The organism is Caballeronia sp. DA-9 (genome assembly GCF_051615025.1).
In the GTDB taxonomy this organism is placed as follows: Bacteria; Pseudomonadota; Gammaproteobacteria; order Burkholderiales; family Burkholderiaceae; genus Caballeronia; species Caballeronia sordidicola.
The window spans coordinates 1346336-1362595 of the sequence record NZ_CP195132.1 but is presented as its reverse complement, the minus strand read 5'-3'; the positions used below and the strand labels follow the sequence as shown (position 1 = coordinate 1362595).

Below are 16260 nucleotides of genomic sequence, written 5' to 3'. Positions count from 1 at the left end.
AAGCGGCATAAGGCGCGTTGCGAAACTTAAGATTCAAGTCTAAACAAAAAAAGACGGGCCAAAGCCCGTCTTTCTTAACAAAACCGCATCACCCTCAAATCTCGCCCAACTGCCGGCGCAAGAACTCGTGAAAGTGCTGCATGCCGGATTCCATCGGACTCTGGTACGGCCCGACTTGCGACTCGCCGCGATTCATCAGCGCGCGCCTGCCGGCATCCATGCGTTCGGCGATTTCGTCGTCCTCGCGCGCCGTTTCCATATACGCGGCTCGCTCGGCTTCGATGAACTCGCGCTCGAACAGCGCGATTTCCTCAGGATAATAAAACTCCACAATGTTGGTGGTCTTTTGCGGCCCTTGCGGGATGAGCCACGACACCACCAGCACGTGCGGATACCACTCGATCATGATGCCCGGGTAATACACCATCCAGATCGCGCCAAATTCGGGCAGCTTGCCGTCGCGGAACCGCAACACCTCGTCGTGCCATTTGCGATAGATCGGGCTGCCCGGCTTCTCAAGATTCTTGTGCACGCCAACTGTCTGCACGCTGTACCAGTCGCCGAATTCCCACGTCAGGTCGTCGCAGGAAACAAAGCTTCCCAGACCCGGATGGAACGGCGCCACGTGATAGTCCTCGAGATACACCTCGATAAAACTCTTCCAGTTGTAATTGCATTCGTGCACTTCGACGTGATCGAACATGAAGCCCGAAAAGTCGAAATGCCTGGCGGGCCCAAGCCGGGCGAGGTCGGCCGCGACGTCGCGCCCGCTCGCTTCAAACAGCAGCCCCTGCCAGTTCTGCAAAGTTGACTTGCCAAGGTTGAGGCAAGGTTTGTCGGCGAAATGCGGCGCCCCGAGCAACTGTCCGTCGAGATCGTAGGTCCAGCGGTGCAACGGACAGACGATGTTTTCCGCCGTGCCGCGCCCGTTCAGCATGATGGCCTGGCGGTGGCGGCACACGTTCGACAACAGCTCGATTTCGTCCTGTTTGTTACGGACGAGCAGACGCCCTTCGCCCTCGCCGGGCAAAGCAAAATAACTTCCCGCCTCGGGCACCATGAGTTCGTGCCCGATGTAGCGTGGACCGCGGTTGAAAAGCGTGTCGATTTCGCGCTTGAGAAGCGCTTCGTCAAAGTAAGCCGTGACTGGCAACTGACTGTGAATGGCGTTCAGTTGCAATGCATTGCTCAGATTGGACATTCCCACTCCCGTGAAGACGTGAAAGCAGTGAACAACCCAACCATCGAAAATTCGATTTAGGGAGACCGCGAATTATAACGAAAACCCTTTCAATGGGGCGTTCGGTGACTTGTTTTGGGTCAAATCCCGGTGCAGAGTTCCGGGAAAATTACCGGACTGCGGAGAATTCCCAAGGATGAGCGCTGGGAGCCTGAGACGCGCCACAGGCATGGGTGAGCGCACGGTGGAGGCCGGAAAAGCGGCTTTTGCCGTAGAATGTCCGACTTGTTCCCAAAATCCGACATTACACCCACGATTCATGGCGAAGACCGCAACGCAGGAAGGCTCGGCTAGCGCGGAGAACGCGCCGCTCCCGGAGAATTACGAAACGGCGCTGGCCGAACTGGAGGGGCTTGTGGCGCGCATGGAGGGCGGCGCGCTGAGCCTCGAGGAATCGCTTGCCGCGTACCGGCGCGGCGCGGCGCTCGTCGGCTTTTGCCAGCAACAACTAGAAAAGGTCGAGCAGCAGGTTCGCGTGCTCGATGGCGACACATTAAAACCGCTGCCCGCCGAGGTTCAGCGTGCCACCCAGGGCGCGGACACATCGGCAGATGACGGGGACGACTTATGACTTTCGACCAATGGATGCGCGCGAGCCTCGATCGCGTGGAAACGGCGCTGGAACATTACCTGCCGGGCACGGACGTCGCGCCCGCAAAACTGCACGAAGCGATGCGCTACGCGGTGCTCGGCGGCGGCAAGCGGGTGCGCCCGCTCCTGTGCCACGCCGCCGGAGAGCTGACCGGCGCAACCGCGCCCGCGCTGGAAGCCGCGAGCGCCGCGCTTGAAATGATTCACGTGTATTCGCTGGTTCATGACGACATGCCGGCCATGGACGACGACGCCTTGCGTCGCGGAAAACCAACGGTACATGTGCAATATGACGAAGCGACGGCACTGCTTGTTGGCGACGCGCTGCAATCGCAGGCGTTCGTCGCGCTGACGGCGGACAATAACGGCTTGAGCGCCGCCCAGCAGGCCGCGCTTACGCGCGAATTGGCGCTCGCAAGCGGGTCCGTGGGCATGGCGGGCGGGCAGGCCATCGACCTGGAGAGCGTCGGGCGCAAGCTGTCGCGCCCCGAGCTCGAAACCATGCACAGAAAGAAAACCGGCGCCTTGCTGCGCGCGGCCGTGCGAATGGGCGCACTCTGTGGCGAAGCGCCGGATGCGGCCGCCATGAGCGCGCTCGACGCCTACGCGGCCGCAGTCGGCCTGGCGTTTCAGGTGGTGGATGACATTCTGGACGTCACCGCCGACTCGGCCACGCTCGGCAAGACGGCGGGCAAGGACGCGAAGGACGACAAACCGACGTACGTGTCGATCATCGGGCTCGATGCATCGCGCGAACTGGCAGCCCAACTTGGGCGTGACGCCCACGCTGCGCTGGCGCCGTTTGGCTCGCCGTATGGCCCGCGGGCCGCCCGGCTGGGCGAACTGGCCGACCTGGTTGTGAACCGGGTGCACTGAAACATACGATAAAACGCGAAACCGGCGGGCGTGCAAGATGCTTGCGGACTGACCGGCTTTCGCCAGTTTTCCTAAAATGGGACGACGATGTACGACTTGCTGAAAACTATCGACGATCCGGCCGCATTGCGCGCGCTGGACCGCCACGAACTAAAACCGCTGGCCGAAGAGCTGCGTGCCTACGTGCTCGACAGCGTGTCGCAGACGGGCGGGCATTTGTCGTCGAATCTCGGAACGGTCGAGCTCACGATCGCGCTCCATTACGTGTTCGATACCCCGAATGACCGCATTGTCTGGGACGTCGGTCATCAGACTTATCCGCACAAGATCCTGACGGGACGCCGCGACCAGATGAAAACGCTGCGCCAGGCCGGCGGGATTTCCGGCTTTCCGCGCCGCAGCGAATCGAAATACGATACGTTCGGCACAGCGCACTCCAGCACGTCCATTTCGGCGGCGCTTGGCATGGCGATCGCGAGCAAGCTGCAGGGCGACAACCGCTATTCCATCGCGGTGATCGGCGACGGCGCCATGACTGCCGGCATGGCCTTCGAAGCCATGAACAATGCAGGCGTGGCCGACGACGTGCCGCTGCTCGTGATCCTGAACGACAACGACATGTCCATCTCGCCGCCGGTCGGCGCGTTGAATCGCCATCTGGCGCGCCTGATGTCGGGCCGGTTCTATGCGGCGGCGCGCGCCGGCGTCGAACGGGTGCTGCGGGTCGCGCCACCCATGCTCGACCTCGCCCGCAAGCTCGAGGAACACGCGAAGGGCATGATCGTGCCGGCCACGTTGTTCGAGGAATTCGGTTTCAACTACATCGGGCCAATTGACGGTCACGATCTCGAATCGCTGATTCCGACACTGCAGAACATCAAGGAACTGCGCGGCCCGCAATTCCTGCATGTGGTGACCAAGAAGGGGCAGGGCTACAAGCTCGCCGAAGCCGATCCGGTCCTGTATCACGGTCCCGGCAAGTTCAATCCGGCTGAAGGGATCAAGCCGTCTGCGGCGCCATCGAAGAAAACGTATACGCAAGTTTTCGGCGAGTGGCTCTGCGACGCCGCCGAGCAGGATTCCCGCGTCGTCGGCATTACGCCGGCCATGCGCGAAGGCTCGGGCATGGTGGAGTTCGAGAAACGCTTTCCGGATCGCTATTTCGATGTCGGCATCGCCGAACAACATGCCGTGACGTTCGCGGGCGGGCTCGCCGCCGATGGCATGCGCCCTGTCGTCGCGATTTATTCCACTTTCCTGCAGCGCGCGTACGACCAGTTGATTCACGACGTGGCGTTGCAGAACCTGCCGGTGGTGTTCGCCATCGACCGGGCGGGTCTGGTTGGCGCGGACGGCGCGACTCACGCTGGTAACTACGATCTCGCGTTCCTGCGCTGCATACCGAATATGACGGTAATGGCCGCGTCGGACGAAAACGAATGCCGCCAGATGCTCTATACGGCGCTGCAGCAGCCGAATCCCACGTCCGTGCGATATCCGCGCGGCGCGGGTACGGGCGTGAAGACGGTCAAGAAGATGACCGCCATTCCACTCGGCAAGGGCGAAATCCGCCGTGAATCGACGCAGCAGGCCGGCTCCGGCACGCGTATCGCCATTCTTGCATTCGGCACGATGGTCGCCCCGGCGCTGGCCGCCGCCGAGGAACTGGACGCCACGGTCGCCAACATGCGTTTCGTCAAGCCGGTCGATGCGCAATTGCTGCGCGAACTGGCCGCAACCCACGATTTCCTCGTGACCGTCGAGGAAGGCGCGATCATGGGCGGCGCGGGCTCGGCCTGCGTGGAAAGCCTGCTGGCGAGTTCCGTCGTGAAACCGGTGCTGCAGCTTGGGCTGCCGGACGTGTTCATCGATCACGGCGATCCGGTCAAGTTGCTGGCGTCGTGCGGGCTGGACGGCGCGGGTATCGCCAAGTCGATCCGCGAGCGTTTTCTCAACGACGCCGTATCGCGCGAAGTCGAGAACAACACAGGCAAGCTGACGAAACGCGTCGCCTGAACTTGATGAATGCAGTGCCACGGCGGACGTCGGGGACGTCCGCCGGATTGCGTCCACGCATGCATCCTCGCGCGCCACAGACCAAAAACCGCGCGACGGACAAGGAAACACAATGAACCAGATGAATCCCGCCTTTGCAATGCCCGATGTCCAGAGTTCGCTCGACATCCGGCAAATCCCGATTCAGCGTGTGGGCGTAAAAGCGGTTCGATATCCGCTGACCGTCCGGACATCGACTGGCGAACTGCAGCCGGGCGTGGGCGTCTGGAATCTGGACGTGCATCTTCCCGCCGACCAGAAAGGCACGCATATGTCGCGTTTCGTCGCGTTGCTCGACGAACATCGCGCACCGCTCGACCAGGCCGCTTTCCGGACGATGCTCGCCGCGATGCTTCTCAAGCTCGAGGCGCATTCGGGTCGTATCGAGGTGTCGTTTCCGTATTTCGTCATGAAGACCGCGCCGGTTTCGGGCGTTCAAAGCCTCATGGATTACGAGGTCACGCTGACCGGCGAGATGCGCGCGGGCGAGACGCGTGTGTCACTCAAGGTGCTCGTGCCGGTGACAAGCCTGTGCCCGTGCTCGAAGCAGATTTCGCAGTACGGCGCGCATAACCAGCGCTCGCACGTGACCATCAGCGCCGAGTTCACGGGCGATCTGGCCATTGAAGACCTGATCCGGATTGCGGAAGAAGAGGCGTCGTGCGAGTTGTGGGGTTTGTTGAAACGGCCCGACGAGAAGTTCGTGACTGAGCGTGCCTACGAGAACCCGAAGTTCGTAGAAGATCTGGTTCGCGATGTCGCCACGCGCCTGAATGCCGACGAGCGAATCCTGGCGTATGTGCTGGAAGCGGAGAACTTCGAGTCCATCCACAATCACAGCGCCTACGCGGTGATCGAGCGCGACAAGCGGGTTTCCTGAATTTTTCTAAGATCTACGCCGCCGCGAGCGACGTCAAATCCCAGCGCGGCTTTACCGTGAACGCGTAGTTGCGCACAGCCTGATCGGGCCAGCGCGCGAGCCTCAACGCACCGGCTAGCGCGATCATGGCGCCGTTATCGGTACATAGCGACAGGTCGGGGTAGTGCACTTCGAAGCGCCGCTTTTTCGCGGCTGCAGAGAGCGCCTCGCGTAATTGCCGGTTCGCGCCCACGCCGCCCGCCACCACCAGCCGTTTCAAGCCAGTCTGTTTCAATGCCGCGATGGATTTTGCCGTCAGCACGTCGACGGCGGCATCGACAAAACCGCGCGCCAGATCCGCCTTCGATTGCTCGCAGACGTTCGCGCCAAGCTTGCGGCTGTGCGTGAGCACCGCCGTTTTCAATCCGCTGAAACTGAAGTCGAGATCACCGGAATGCAGCATCGGGCGGGGCAGTTTCACGGCGCCCGGCGTGCCGAATTCAGCCAGCCGTGAGACTTCCGGGCCGCCAGGATAGCCGAGACCCAAAAGCTTCGCGGTTTTGTCGAAGGCTTCGCCGGCGGCGTCGTCCAGCGTCTCGCCGAGCGTTTCGTACTCGCCGACGTCCGTGACCCGCATCAACTGCGTGTGTCCACCCGATACCAGCAGCGCAACGAACGGGAACGGCGGCGGTTTGCTCACCAGCAGCGGCGACAGCAGATGTCCTTCAAGGTGATGAATGCCGACAGCCGGCAGATCCCAAGCCATGGCCAAAGCATTCGCCACGCTCGCGCCGACCAGCAGCGCGCCGGCGAGGCCGGGGCCTTGCGTGAACGCGATCGCATCGATGTCGGCGGGAGCCGTTCCGGCTTCGGCCATGACCTGTTCGAGCAGCGGCAACGCGCGGCGGACATGGTCACGGGAAGCCAGCTCGGGCACCACACCGCCATATTCCCGATGCATGGCGATCTGCGAATGCAGTGCGTGCGAAAGCAGGCCGCGCTCGGTGTCGTAGAGGGCGAGGCCGGTTTCGTCGCAGGAACTTTCAATGCCTAAAACAAGCATGGCGTGGGGGTTTCCGGGTTTTTGGTGCAGCAAAACAGTATACCAGCGGGGCGCGTTGCCGCTCATGCCGGCCGGGCCGTCGCCCGGTGATCAAAACGCTACAATGCGCGCCATGGAAACTTACGATATTGCTGTCATCGGCGCGGGCGCTGCGGGCATGATGTGCGCCGCCGTGGCCGCGCAAAACGGCCGTCGAGTGGTGTTGATCGACCATGCCGAACGGCTTGCGGAAAAGATCCGCATTTCCGGCGGCGGCCGCTGCAACTTCACGAACATCAACGCCGGGCCGGCCAATTTTTTATCGGCGAATCCGCACTTTTGCCGCTCCGCGCTCGCCCGCTATACACCACAGGATTTTCTCGCGCTGCTCAAGCGGCATCGCGTGGCATGGCATGAGAAACACAAAGGCCAGCTTTTCTGCAATGACTCCAGCGAGTCGATCATCCAGGTCCTGAAAAGCGAATGCGACGCGGGCGGTGTGACCTGGCGGCGGCCGGTAACCATTGAGACGATCAGTCACGACGGCGCCCGCTTCACGCTCGCGACCACCGCGGGCGCGATCTCCTCTGCGGCGCTTGTGGTGGCGACCGGCGGTTTGTCCATCCCGAAGATCGGCGCAACGGACTTCGCTTATCGCGTGGCCAAGCAGTTCGGCCACAAGCTCGTCGATACCCGGCCCGCCCTCGTGCCGCTCACCTTCGCACCCGCCGACTGGGAGCCGTTCGCGGCGTTGTCTGGGTTGTCCGTGCCCGTGGAATTGAGCGCCGGAACCGGACGCCAGCGTACCGAATTCGCCGAGGATCTTCTGCTTACGCATCGCGGTTTATCCGGTCCGGGCGTGCTGCAGATTTCGAGCTACTGGAATCCGTCGGAGCCGATCTGCATCGATTTGCTTCCCGGAACCGATGCCACCGGCGACTTGATCGCCGCCAAGCGCGAATCGCGCAAGCAGGTCGGCACGTTCCTCGCGGAACGAGTTCCGGCGCGCCTCGCGCAAACCTGGCTGGACGTTCAGCGCGTGCCGGCGGATGCCCGTCTCGCCGATCTCCCCGACAAAACGCTGCGCCGGCTCGGCGAATCCCTGTCGCGCTGGACGCTCACGCCCAACGGCACGGAAGGCTACCGGAAAGCCGAAGTCACGCGCGGCGGCGTGGACACGCGCGAGCTCTCGTCGGCCACCATGATGAGCGCGCGCGTTGCGGGTTTGTATTTTATCGGCGAGGCCGTCGACGTCACCGGCTGGCTCGGCGGATATAACTTCCAGTGGGCATGGGCGTCGGGTGCGGCGGCGGGCAAGGCGGCGGCCGAACAGGTTCGCGCCTGAACGTGCACGAGGCGGGTGCTCGATGCCGCAAACCCATGACCAGCATGGTTTTCGCTTGTAGCATCCGGTAAGGGGAAAGCGCGTTCCCGGCTTAGAAATCCTGTTTTCGACCTGCTATACTGCTTCGTTCATAGCGGCAATCGGCGCAAAGCAAGCAGTCCGAGCGCAAATCAAGTGCAAACGGGGTGGTGATCCATGAAAGACAATTCGATCCCTTCCGAAACCGCGCTGAACCCGCGCGTCCGGCGCTGCGCGAGCCCGCTTGACAAGCATTCGCAACATCCTGTTCATGATCCCGCTTGAGGAAACGTCCCAAGCGGGTTTTTGCATTGAGCCGTGAACGGCCGGATATTTTCAACACAGCATCAGCAGAGTTCCCAAGCAATGAGCCTTAAAGACCAGATCACCGACGACATGAAAACCGCGATGCGCGCGCGCGAAACCGAGCGCCTCGGGACCATCCGGCTATTGCTGGCGGCGATCAAGCAGCGCGAAGTCGATGAGCGCATCACGCTGGACGACGCGGCGATCACGGCTGTCATCGACAAGATGATCAAGCAGCGCAAGGACTCCATCAGCCAGTTCCAGACCGCCGGACGCGACGACCTCGTAGTGAAGGAGCAATCCGAGCTGGGCGTCCTGGCTGCCTACATGCCTGAGCAGTTATCGGCCGACGACATCAACGCCGAGATCCAGGCTGCCGTGGCGGCGACCGGCGCCGCGGGCCCGCAGGACATGGGCAAGGTGATGGGCGTGCTCAAGCCAAAGCTTGCCGGCCGTGCCGACATGACGGCGGTATCGGGCCTCGTGAAAGCGGCGCTCGCCAAACAGGCTTCATAAAGACATCGCAAAAGACCCAATTTAGTGATTCCGCATTCGTTTCTTCAGGACTTGCTGAACCGCGTCGATATTGTCGACGTGGTGGGCAGGTTCGTCCAGTTGAAGAAAGGTGGCGCGAATTTCATGGGCCTGTGCCCGTTCCATAACGAGAAAAGCCCGTCATTCACAGTCAGCCCGACCAAGCAGTTCTATCACTGCTTCGGCTGCGGCGCGCACGGCACGGCGATCAGCTTTCTCATGGAGCACACGGCGCTCACTTTCCCCGAAGCCGTACAGGAACTGGCCCAATCGGTCGGCTTGACGGTTCCGCAAGAACCGTCGCGGCTTGGGGGCGGGTCAGGTGGCGAAGCTTACTCGCCCGCACCGAGCAAGGCGGTCAGCGTTGCATTGACCGAGGTCATGCAGACTGCGTGCGACTTTTACAGGAAGCAATTGCGCGGGGCGCCTGGCGCCATTGAATATCTGAAAAAGCGTGGGCTCACCGGTGAGATCGCGCTGCGCTTCGGACTCGGCTATGCGCCGGATGGCTGGCAGAACCTGGAAAGCGCGTTTCCGGATTACAAGAACGACAACCTGGTCGAAGCAGGACTGGTGATCGTCAGCGAAAAAAACGACAACCAGGGCCAATCCCGCCGATACGACCGCTTCCGCGAACGCGTGATGTTCCCTATTCGCAACGTGAAGGGCAACGTGATCGGTTTTGGCGGACGCGTGCTCGATGGCGGCGAACCCAAATATCTGAATTCGCCGGAAACGCCGCTATTCAGCAAAGGTAGCGAGCTATACGGGCTGTTCGAAGCGCGGCTTGCGATTCGCGAACTTGGCTACGTGCTGGTCGTCGAAGGGTATATGGATGTCGTCGCGCTCGCCCAGCTTGGTTTTGCAAACGCGGTTGCCACGCTCGGCACCGCTTGCACGCCAGTCCACGTTCAAAAGCTGTTTCGTCAGACCGAAACCGTGGTGTTCAGCTTCGACGGGGATTCCGCAGGCCGCCGCGCGGCGCGCCGGGCGCTGGAAGCCTGCCTGCCGCATGCCGCGGACAACCGCACGATCCGCTTTTTGTTCTTGCCGAAAGAACATGATCCGGACAGTTACGTGCGTGAGTTCGGCGCGGACGGGTTTGGCGAACAGATCGACCACGCCATGCCGCTGTCGCAGTTTCTGCTCAACGAGATCCTGAACGACAAGGAACTCGACCAGCCCGAAGGCCGCGCCAAGGCGCTGTTCGACGCTAAGCCGTTGCTGCAGGCGCTGCCGGCCAACGCACTGCGCGTGCAGATCCTGCACATGCTGGCCGATCGGCTGAATACGCCGTTTGGTGAAATTGCGGCATTGTGCGATATCGATTCACGCGCGGCGGCGGTTGCCCGGGCCGCGTTGCCCAAGAGCGAACGGCGGCGCGTGAAAGGACATGAGCAACGCGCGTTGCGCAATCTGGTGATGTATCCGTCCATCTATACAACGCTCGATCATGAAAGCGAGCAGTCGCTCGTGACCATGACGGAGCACGGCGAATTGTTCAGCGAGGTGATCGGGCACGCGCGGGAATTGGGCGAGGCGGCGGAATTCCAGATGTTGTCGGATCTGTTGCGCAATGCCGCAAACGCGGCGACTTACGAGGATATCTTCCAGGAAATTCTCGCCTATGATGAAAATGTACGAGACCTGCTGATGCGCGATCCCGCCGATGAAGCGGCGAACGAGCGCGTTCAGGAGCAAAAAAAGCATCTGGCGGAAGAGTTGCAGGCAACCGTCGTGAAGCTTCGGCAGGATAGTTATCGAAGCCGGCTGGATCAACTGGCGCAGCAAGCCAGCTTGACGGCAGAAGAAATTGCCGAATTTTCGGAATTATCGGTTAAAGCTGCTCAAATCAAGGCGGCACGTGGGGTGAGTCGGGACATATAAATCTTGCATGCTACAATTAAAGGTTTTCAGCAAGTTGTTTTTTTGACTTTTGTGCTCATTTGCGAAAAGAGGTGAGACACGCATGGTTAAGACTGCTAGCGGGAAGAAAACAACGGCACGTGGCTCGAACGAGTCAAGACGGGCAGTGGCCCAGAGCCGGTCAGTTCCTTCCTCCGGAGCGTCCAAAAACCGTGCGGCAGTCATTCAGTCACCTTTCAGTTCGCCTGCGTTGGGCACTAAGAAGCAAGGCTCGGTTGCATCGGCGGTGAGTGCGGGGCCGGCCAGGGCGGCGAAAGCCGTCAGGCCGCCAGGCAAAAAGACGCTGGGTCAGTCGACAGGTCGGGCCGGCAGGATTTCCGGCCAGTCAGGTGTGGCGGGCGAGGCGGGGAAGGCCGGAAGTTCGGCCGGCAAGCAAGCGAGTGCAACGGAAGCGGCTGCTAATGCGGGCCGGAAACGCGTCACGAAGCAGGAGTCGAAGCAGACTCGCATGCGCGTCGTGAAGCGGGGTCCGGCGCAGGACCCCGGACGGCGTAGTGCCCGGAAAGTCGTGTCGACGCAGGACGAGGCAGCGCGCGCACATTCAGTATCCACGGTTCCATCGGCTGTCGTCCAGCAGCCGCGAGTCGAGACTAATGCCGGTACGGCGAACTCCATGACGAAAAAGCTGAACGAAGTACCCGTCGATGACGACGCAACGCAAAACGCGCAAAACGTCCAGGCCGAGCCTGCGGTGCCCGCAGCGGATGCCGTAGCCGCGCCTCCCGCCAAGGTCGAAAAGGTCAAGGCGCGCGACCGCCGCGCGAAGGAAAAAGCGCTGCTGAAGGACGCATTTGCCTCGAGCGCGCCCGGCACGGTGGAAGAGCTTGAAGAGCGCCGTGCGAAGCTGCGCGCGCTGATCAAGCTCGGCAAGGAACGCGGTTTCCTGACTTACGCGGAAATCAACGACCACCTGCCCGATAACTTCACGGAAACGGAAGCTATTGAAGGGATCATCAGTACCTTCAACGACATGGGCGTGGCTGTCTACGAGCAGGCGCCGGACGCTGAGACGCTGCTGCTCAACGACAACGCGCCGGCGGCGTCGTCGGATGACGAAGTTGAGGAAGAAGCCGAAGTCGCGCTGTCCACCGTGGATTCCGAATTTGGTCGTACGACCGATCCGGTGCGCATGTACATGCGTGAAATGGGAACGGTCGAACTGCTGACGCGCGAAGGCGAAATCGAGATCGCGAAGCGTATTGAAGATGGCCTCAAGCACATGGTGATGGCTATTTCGGCGTGCCCCACGACTATCGCCGACATTCTTGCCATGGCCGAGCGCGTGCAAAACGAGGAAACGCGCGTGGACGAGCTGGTGGACGGCTTGATCGACCCGAACGCCGCCGATGCCGATGGTTTCTCCGAGCAGGAAGCGGAAGCCATTGAAAGCGAGGACGAAGAGGAAGCTGAGGAAAGCAACGAGGACGAGGAAGAAGTCGACGAGAGCACGGCGCAAGCCAACGCCAACGCCGCGCAACTGGAAGCGCTCAAGCGCGCGTCGCTCGAGAAGTTCTCGCTGATCAGCGAATGGTTCGACAAGATGCGCCGCGCCTATGAGAAGGAAGGCTACAAGTCGAAGGCTTATCTGAAGGCGCAAGAAGCCATTCAAAGCGAGCTGATGACCATTCGCTTCACGGCGCGCACGGTCGAACGTCTGTGCGATACGCTGCGGGCGCAAGTGGACGAAGTGCGCCAGGTGGAACGTCAGATCCTGCATACCGTCGTCGATAAATGCGGCATGCCGCGCGCGGAGTTCATCGCGCGTTTTCCGGGTAGCGAGACGGATCTCGAATGGTCGGAAAAAGTGGTCGCCGAGAATCATGGATACAGCGTGATCCTCGCGCGCAACGTCCCGGCGATTCGTGAGCAGCAACAGCGTCTGCTCGACTTGCAGGCGCGCGTTGTGTTGCCGCTCAAGGACCTGAAGGAAACCAATCGCCAGATGGCGGCGGGTGAACTGAAGGCGCGTCAGGCAAAGCGCGAGATGACGGAAGCAAATTTGCGTCTCGTAATTTCGATTGCGAAGAAATACACGAACCGCGGTTTGCAGTTCCTCGACCTGATCCAGGAGGGCAATATCGGCTTGATGAAGGCCGTGGACAAGTTCGAATATCGGCGCGGCTACAAGTTCTCGACGTATGCCACGTGGTGGATTCGCCAGGCCATCACGCGTTCGATTGCCGATCAGGCGCGCACCATCCGGATTCCGGTTCACATGATCGAAACGATCAACAAGATGAACCGTATTTCGCGGCAGATCCTGCAGGAAACCGGTCTTGAGCCGGATCCGGCGACGCTTGCCGAAAAGATGGAAATGCCGGAAGACAAGATCCGCAAGATCATGAAGATCGCGAAGGAACCGATCTCCATGGAAACGCCGATCGGTGACGACGACGATTCGCATCTGGGAGATTTCATCGAAGATACGAACACGGTCGCCCCCGCCGACGCCGCCTTGCACGCCAGCATGCGTGACGTGGTGAAGGACGTGCTCGATTCACTGACGCCGCGCGAAGCGAAGGTGCTGCGCATGCGTTTCGGTATTGAGATGAGTACGGACCATACGCTTGAAGAAGTGGGCAAGCAGTTCGACGTGACGCGTGAACGGATTCGCCAGATCGAAGCGAAGGCGTTGCGCAAGCTCCGCCATCCGAGCCGTTCGGACAAGCTGAAGTCGTTCCTTGAAGGGAATTGATGGTTGAGGCGTGAATGAAGCATCCGAATGCGGCGGACTTTGTCCGCCGCATTCGTTTTACAGCCCGCTTCACCACGACGGCGGCATTCATCCGCATGCTGCATGGTGCACAGGGCCGCAAGCTTGATTCGTATAACCTGTCGGCCCATGATCCTCTGGCATGTTTCTGGAAACCTTGCTGGATAAGGCCGGGCGAGGCGCGATTAGCTGTTTTGCAGTCAGGCTGCCTCTAGGCTGCGCGCCCGTTCCTAGGTAGAATAGCGAACTCGGGCCTCTAGCTCATGCTTGGTTAGAGCAGCGGACTTAGCAAAGGCTCACCTAAACCATGCACCACGGCATGGTGAGCCATGAATGGGTTGCCTTGGGGCAAGTTAGCTCTGCCCCTTGGTAGAATCGCTCAAAGTCGGGGAACGCTTCTGTGCCAGTCACAATGCCAATCCCGAGCCAAGCCCAATGAAGGAATTGGGAAGGTGTAGAGACTGTACGGGCGAGTCGTAAAGACAAGAGACAGTCCAGACCACAAACCTGAAAAGGGTGTCGAAAGACATAGTTTGGTAAGCATAATCCGTTGGTGCCGTGTTCGACTCACGGGAGGCCCACCAAACACCTGAAAGCCACTCTTCGGAGTGGCTTTTTTGCTTGTAGTTTTATGTAGTTCCCGCTTAGGCAGAGGCAGTGGAAGCAGCCTTGGAAAATGATGTCGCGTGGACTGACCGACGGCTACTTCGGGCATGACGTCGGATTCCGGTAAGTCGGCGCGCGCTTCACGCGCAATGACGGACTCGGCTTGCATGTGTTGCACACTTCACCATTTCAGCCTCGTCAGCCCGGTCGTTGCAACGTTCGGTCGAGCCCATCGGGTCTATTTCGCGTCATGCGCACGGAATGCCGCTCACGCCGCAAAAGTCTTCAGGTTCGAAAGCTCTCCGGTCAGCAGCATCTCGGTCAACAGCGCGCAGAACCTGACCGACGCCACCGTGCGATAAGCGTGCCGTCGCCGAAGCAGCGCGACCGTGCGAGTGGGGAAGGGCGGGTCGAGCGGCACGTACGACAGGTCGCCATGTTCGTGCTGCATGGCGCTGGGCAAGATCGCCGCAATCTCGCCGCGCCGGACAAGCTTGAGCACTGCGCTGATCGAATTTGCCTGCAACGCAATGTCCGGCTTGATCCTGTGTGCCAGGAAATAGTCGTCCACATAACGACGGGACACGAAGTTCCCCGTCAGGAGCGCAAGCGGAACCTCCGCGAGCTGGCTTGGTACGACGGCCAACGACGTGCGCGTCAAGCGATGTGCGCCGCCCGCCACCAGCGTCAGCCGCTCGCTGAATAGCGGTTCCACTTCAATGTCTTCGGAGCGCACGTCGGAGAAGCCAATCCCGAGATCGATCTGATCATCGTTCAATGCTGTCTCAATGCCTTCCAGCGGACTCTCGGACAGCTCGATACTTACCCCGGGGTGCAGGTTCCGGAACTGCCCGACAAGCGGTCCGACAAGATATTCCGTGAACGTCGGTGTCACGGCGACCCGTACGTGTCCACGCGTGAGGTCCCTGACGTCGTCGAGTGCCCGCCGTCCCGCCTCAAGGTCGAGAAGGGCGCGCCGTGCGTAGTCCACATAGGCGGAGCCGAAATCGGTCAGCCGGACTGTCCTGCCGCTGCGGTCGAAAAGCTGCCCGCCCAGTTCACTTTCGAGTTGGCGGATTTGCTGCGACAGCGCGGGCTGCGACACGCGAAGCGTCTCTGCTGCCCGCGTAAAGTTGCCCTGCTCGGCGACTGCCATCAAGTATCGAATATGGCGAAGCAGCATGATGGTCTCCATAAGCTCTTGTTATAGCCTCCATCCGTATCCAGTCTTGGACGACGCGAATCGCACGCGGCAAAATCACCTCTATTCCGCGATATCCGTTGAGCCTCTGTTTAGCGGCTCACCTTCTGGATTGGCGTTGGCTTCGGTGCTGATTGTATAGGCGCAGCCGTCTTGCAAAGCCGGACGCGCGAGTCAACAGTCCCGTGGCAATCAGTAATAAGGGGAGCAAGATGGAAACTGTCGTTGTGGCTTCAATCGTTCTTGTCGCGGTTGGCGCGTTTGCTACGTTCGCGATTGCGCAACTGCTTCCTCAGGAAGTCCTGGCAAAAGCCGAGGAACATGGCCGCTTCGCGGGTCTCGCAAATGCGGAGGTCTCGGCAAAACCGCCGGGCTCCGTGCGCCGGGCATCGCCAGCGCATCCGGCTGCAATTGGGCGACTTGCTGCCGACGCCAGAACTTCGCGGCATGCTCCAAGATAATTGCCTTTAATCGCAGCACCATTCGATCACGGCGATGCCACGCGAGCACGTCATGCGCTCGCGATCGATCTCGTAGATTTTCTCTCAGCACATCGATGTGCGAACTCTTCCGTTAAGGCAAAGAGATATCCCGATAGATCGTGCATTTGGCCGCCGTCGTGCAGACCGGCGCGCTAAACAGATAACTCCCGTCCAAACGAATCGATTTTTGCCGTTCGTGCGCGGGGCCGCACGCTCACGGACCATCAAGCGCGGGCATTCGATGCTAGTCGATACGCCCATTCAAACTCGCCGTTAATGCCGGATAAGTCATCCGGTGATGGGCGACGCTCCATGCCCGGAAGTCAGCCAAGCTCTCAGTCGATTGTCAGATATCTCGCTATCAAGTGTGCGACAGGCGAACAAAGATAATCAAGTCATTGCGCATTAACCGCGACCCACCCCTGAAATCTCGGAAAAACCCGTTGTGTGACATTTATTGCTCATG

General features: G+C 60.6%; 13 protein-coding genes. 10 read left to right on the top strand and 3 right to left on the bottom strand.

From position 1 onward, the window contains the following. Window positions 1–94 precede the first annotated feature (94 nt). Window positions 95–1201: an aromatic ring-hydroxylating oxygenase subunit alpha gene (locus ACRWA7_RS12530; RefSeq protein WP_438391306.1), complete on the bottom strand. Its 1107-nt coding sequence runs from the start codon at window positions 1199–1201 to the stop codon at window positions 95–97. Window positions 1202–1499: 298 nt separating this feature from the next. On the opposite strand from ACRWA7_RS12530, the gene ACRWA7_RS12525 reads away from it, so the two are divergent. The 4 genes from ACRWA7_RS12525 to folE2 all read left to right on the top strand — a co-directional run bounded on the left by ACRWA7_RS12525 (window position 1500) and on the right by folE2 (window position 5642). Beyond that, complete coding sequence (locus ACRWA7_RS12525) at window positions 1500–1811, top strand: exodeoxyribonuclease VII small subunit (protein WP_060818497.1); 312 nt, start codon at window positions 1500–1502, stop codon at window positions 1809–1811. Next, window positions 1808–2707, top strand: a complete 900-nt coding sequence (locus tag ACRWA7_RS12520; RefSeq protein WP_438391305.1) for a polyprenyl synthetase family protein — start codon at window positions 1808–1810, stop codon at window positions 2705–2707. Before ACRWA7_RS12525 ends, ACRWA7_RS12520 begins: the two co-directional genes overlap by 4 nt. A gap of 87 nt (window positions 2708–2794) precedes the next feature. Continuing rightward, the gene (dxs, locus tag ACRWA7_RS12515; protein WP_438391304.1) at window positions 2795–4723 is read left to right on the top strand and encodes a 1-deoxy-D-xylulose-5-phosphate synthase; all 1929 of its coding nucleotides are present in this window, start codon (window positions 2795–2797) and stop codon (window positions 4721–4723) included. A gap of 112 nt (window positions 4724–4835) precedes the next feature. Next, window positions 4836–5642 (top strand): GTP cyclohydrolase FolE2, encoded by an 807-nt coding sequence (folE2, locus tag ACRWA7_RS12510; protein ID WP_438391303.1) that lies wholly within the window; start codon window positions 4836–4838, stop codon window positions 5640–5642. A gap of 13 nt (window positions 5643–5655) precedes the next feature. On the opposite strand, the gene tsaD is transcribed toward folE2, so the two are convergent. Next, entirely contained in the window at window positions 5656–6684 is a 1029-nt protein-coding gene (gene tsaD, locus ACRWA7_RS12505; RefSeq protein ID WP_438391302.1) for a tRNA (adenosine(37)-N6)-threonylcarbamoyltransferase complex transferase subunit TsaD, read from the bottom strand. A gap of 112 nt (window positions 6685–6796) precedes the next feature. Between tsaD and ACRWA7_RS12500 the strand changes: the two genes are divergently transcribed. From ACRWA7_RS12500 to ACRWA7_RS12480, 5 genes are all read left to right on the top strand, one after another. Continuing rightward, window positions 6797–8008, top strand: coding sequence for an NAD(P)/FAD-dependent oxidoreductase (locus ACRWA7_RS12500; protein WP_438391301.1), 1212 nt, complete (start codon window positions 6797–6799; stop codon window positions 8006–8008). 384 nt (window positions 8009–8392) lie between these two features. Continuing rightward, complete coding sequence (locus ACRWA7_RS12495; protein ID WP_060818502.1) at window positions 8393–8848, top strand: GatB/YqeY domain-containing protein; 456 nt, start codon at window positions 8393–8395, stop codon at window positions 8846–8848. 24 nt (window positions 8849–8872) lie between these two features. After that, window positions 8873–10753 carry a DNA primase gene (gene dnaG, locus ACRWA7_RS12490; RefSeq protein ID WP_438391300.1) on the top strand — a complete coding sequence of 627 codons (1881 nt, stop codon included), beginning with the start codon at window positions 8873–8875 and terminating at the stop codon, window positions 10751–10753. 82 nt (window positions 10754–10835) lie between these two features. Continuing rightward, complete coding sequence (gene rpoD, locus ACRWA7_RS12485) at window positions 10836–13487, top strand: RNA polymerase sigma factor RpoD (RefSeq protein ID WP_438391298.1); 2652 nt, start codon at window positions 10836–10838, stop codon at window positions 13485–13487. Between the two features lie 14 nt (window positions 13488–13501). Beyond that, window positions 13502–13720, top strand: a complete 219-nt coding sequence (locus tag ACRWA7_RS12480; protein ID WP_438391297.1) for a hypothetical protein — start codon at window positions 13502–13504, stop codon at window positions 13718–13720. Between the two features lie 659 nt (window positions 13721–14379). On the opposite strand, the gene cynR is transcribed toward ACRWA7_RS12480, so the two are convergent. Further along, window positions 14380–15294, bottom strand: a complete 915-nt coding sequence (gene cynR, locus ACRWA7_RS12475) for a transcriptional regulator CynR (RefSeq protein ID WP_438391295.1) — start codon at window positions 15292–15294, stop codon at window positions 14380–14382. Between the two features lie 230 nt (window positions 15295–15524). On the opposite strand from cynR, the gene ACRWA7_RS12470 reads away from it, so the two are divergent. Next, a complete protein-coding gene (locus ACRWA7_RS12470; RefSeq protein ID WP_438391293.1) occupies window positions 15525–15773 on the top strand; it encodes a hypothetical protein in 249 nt (82 codons plus the stop codon). Window positions 15774–16260 lie beyond the last annotated feature (487 nt).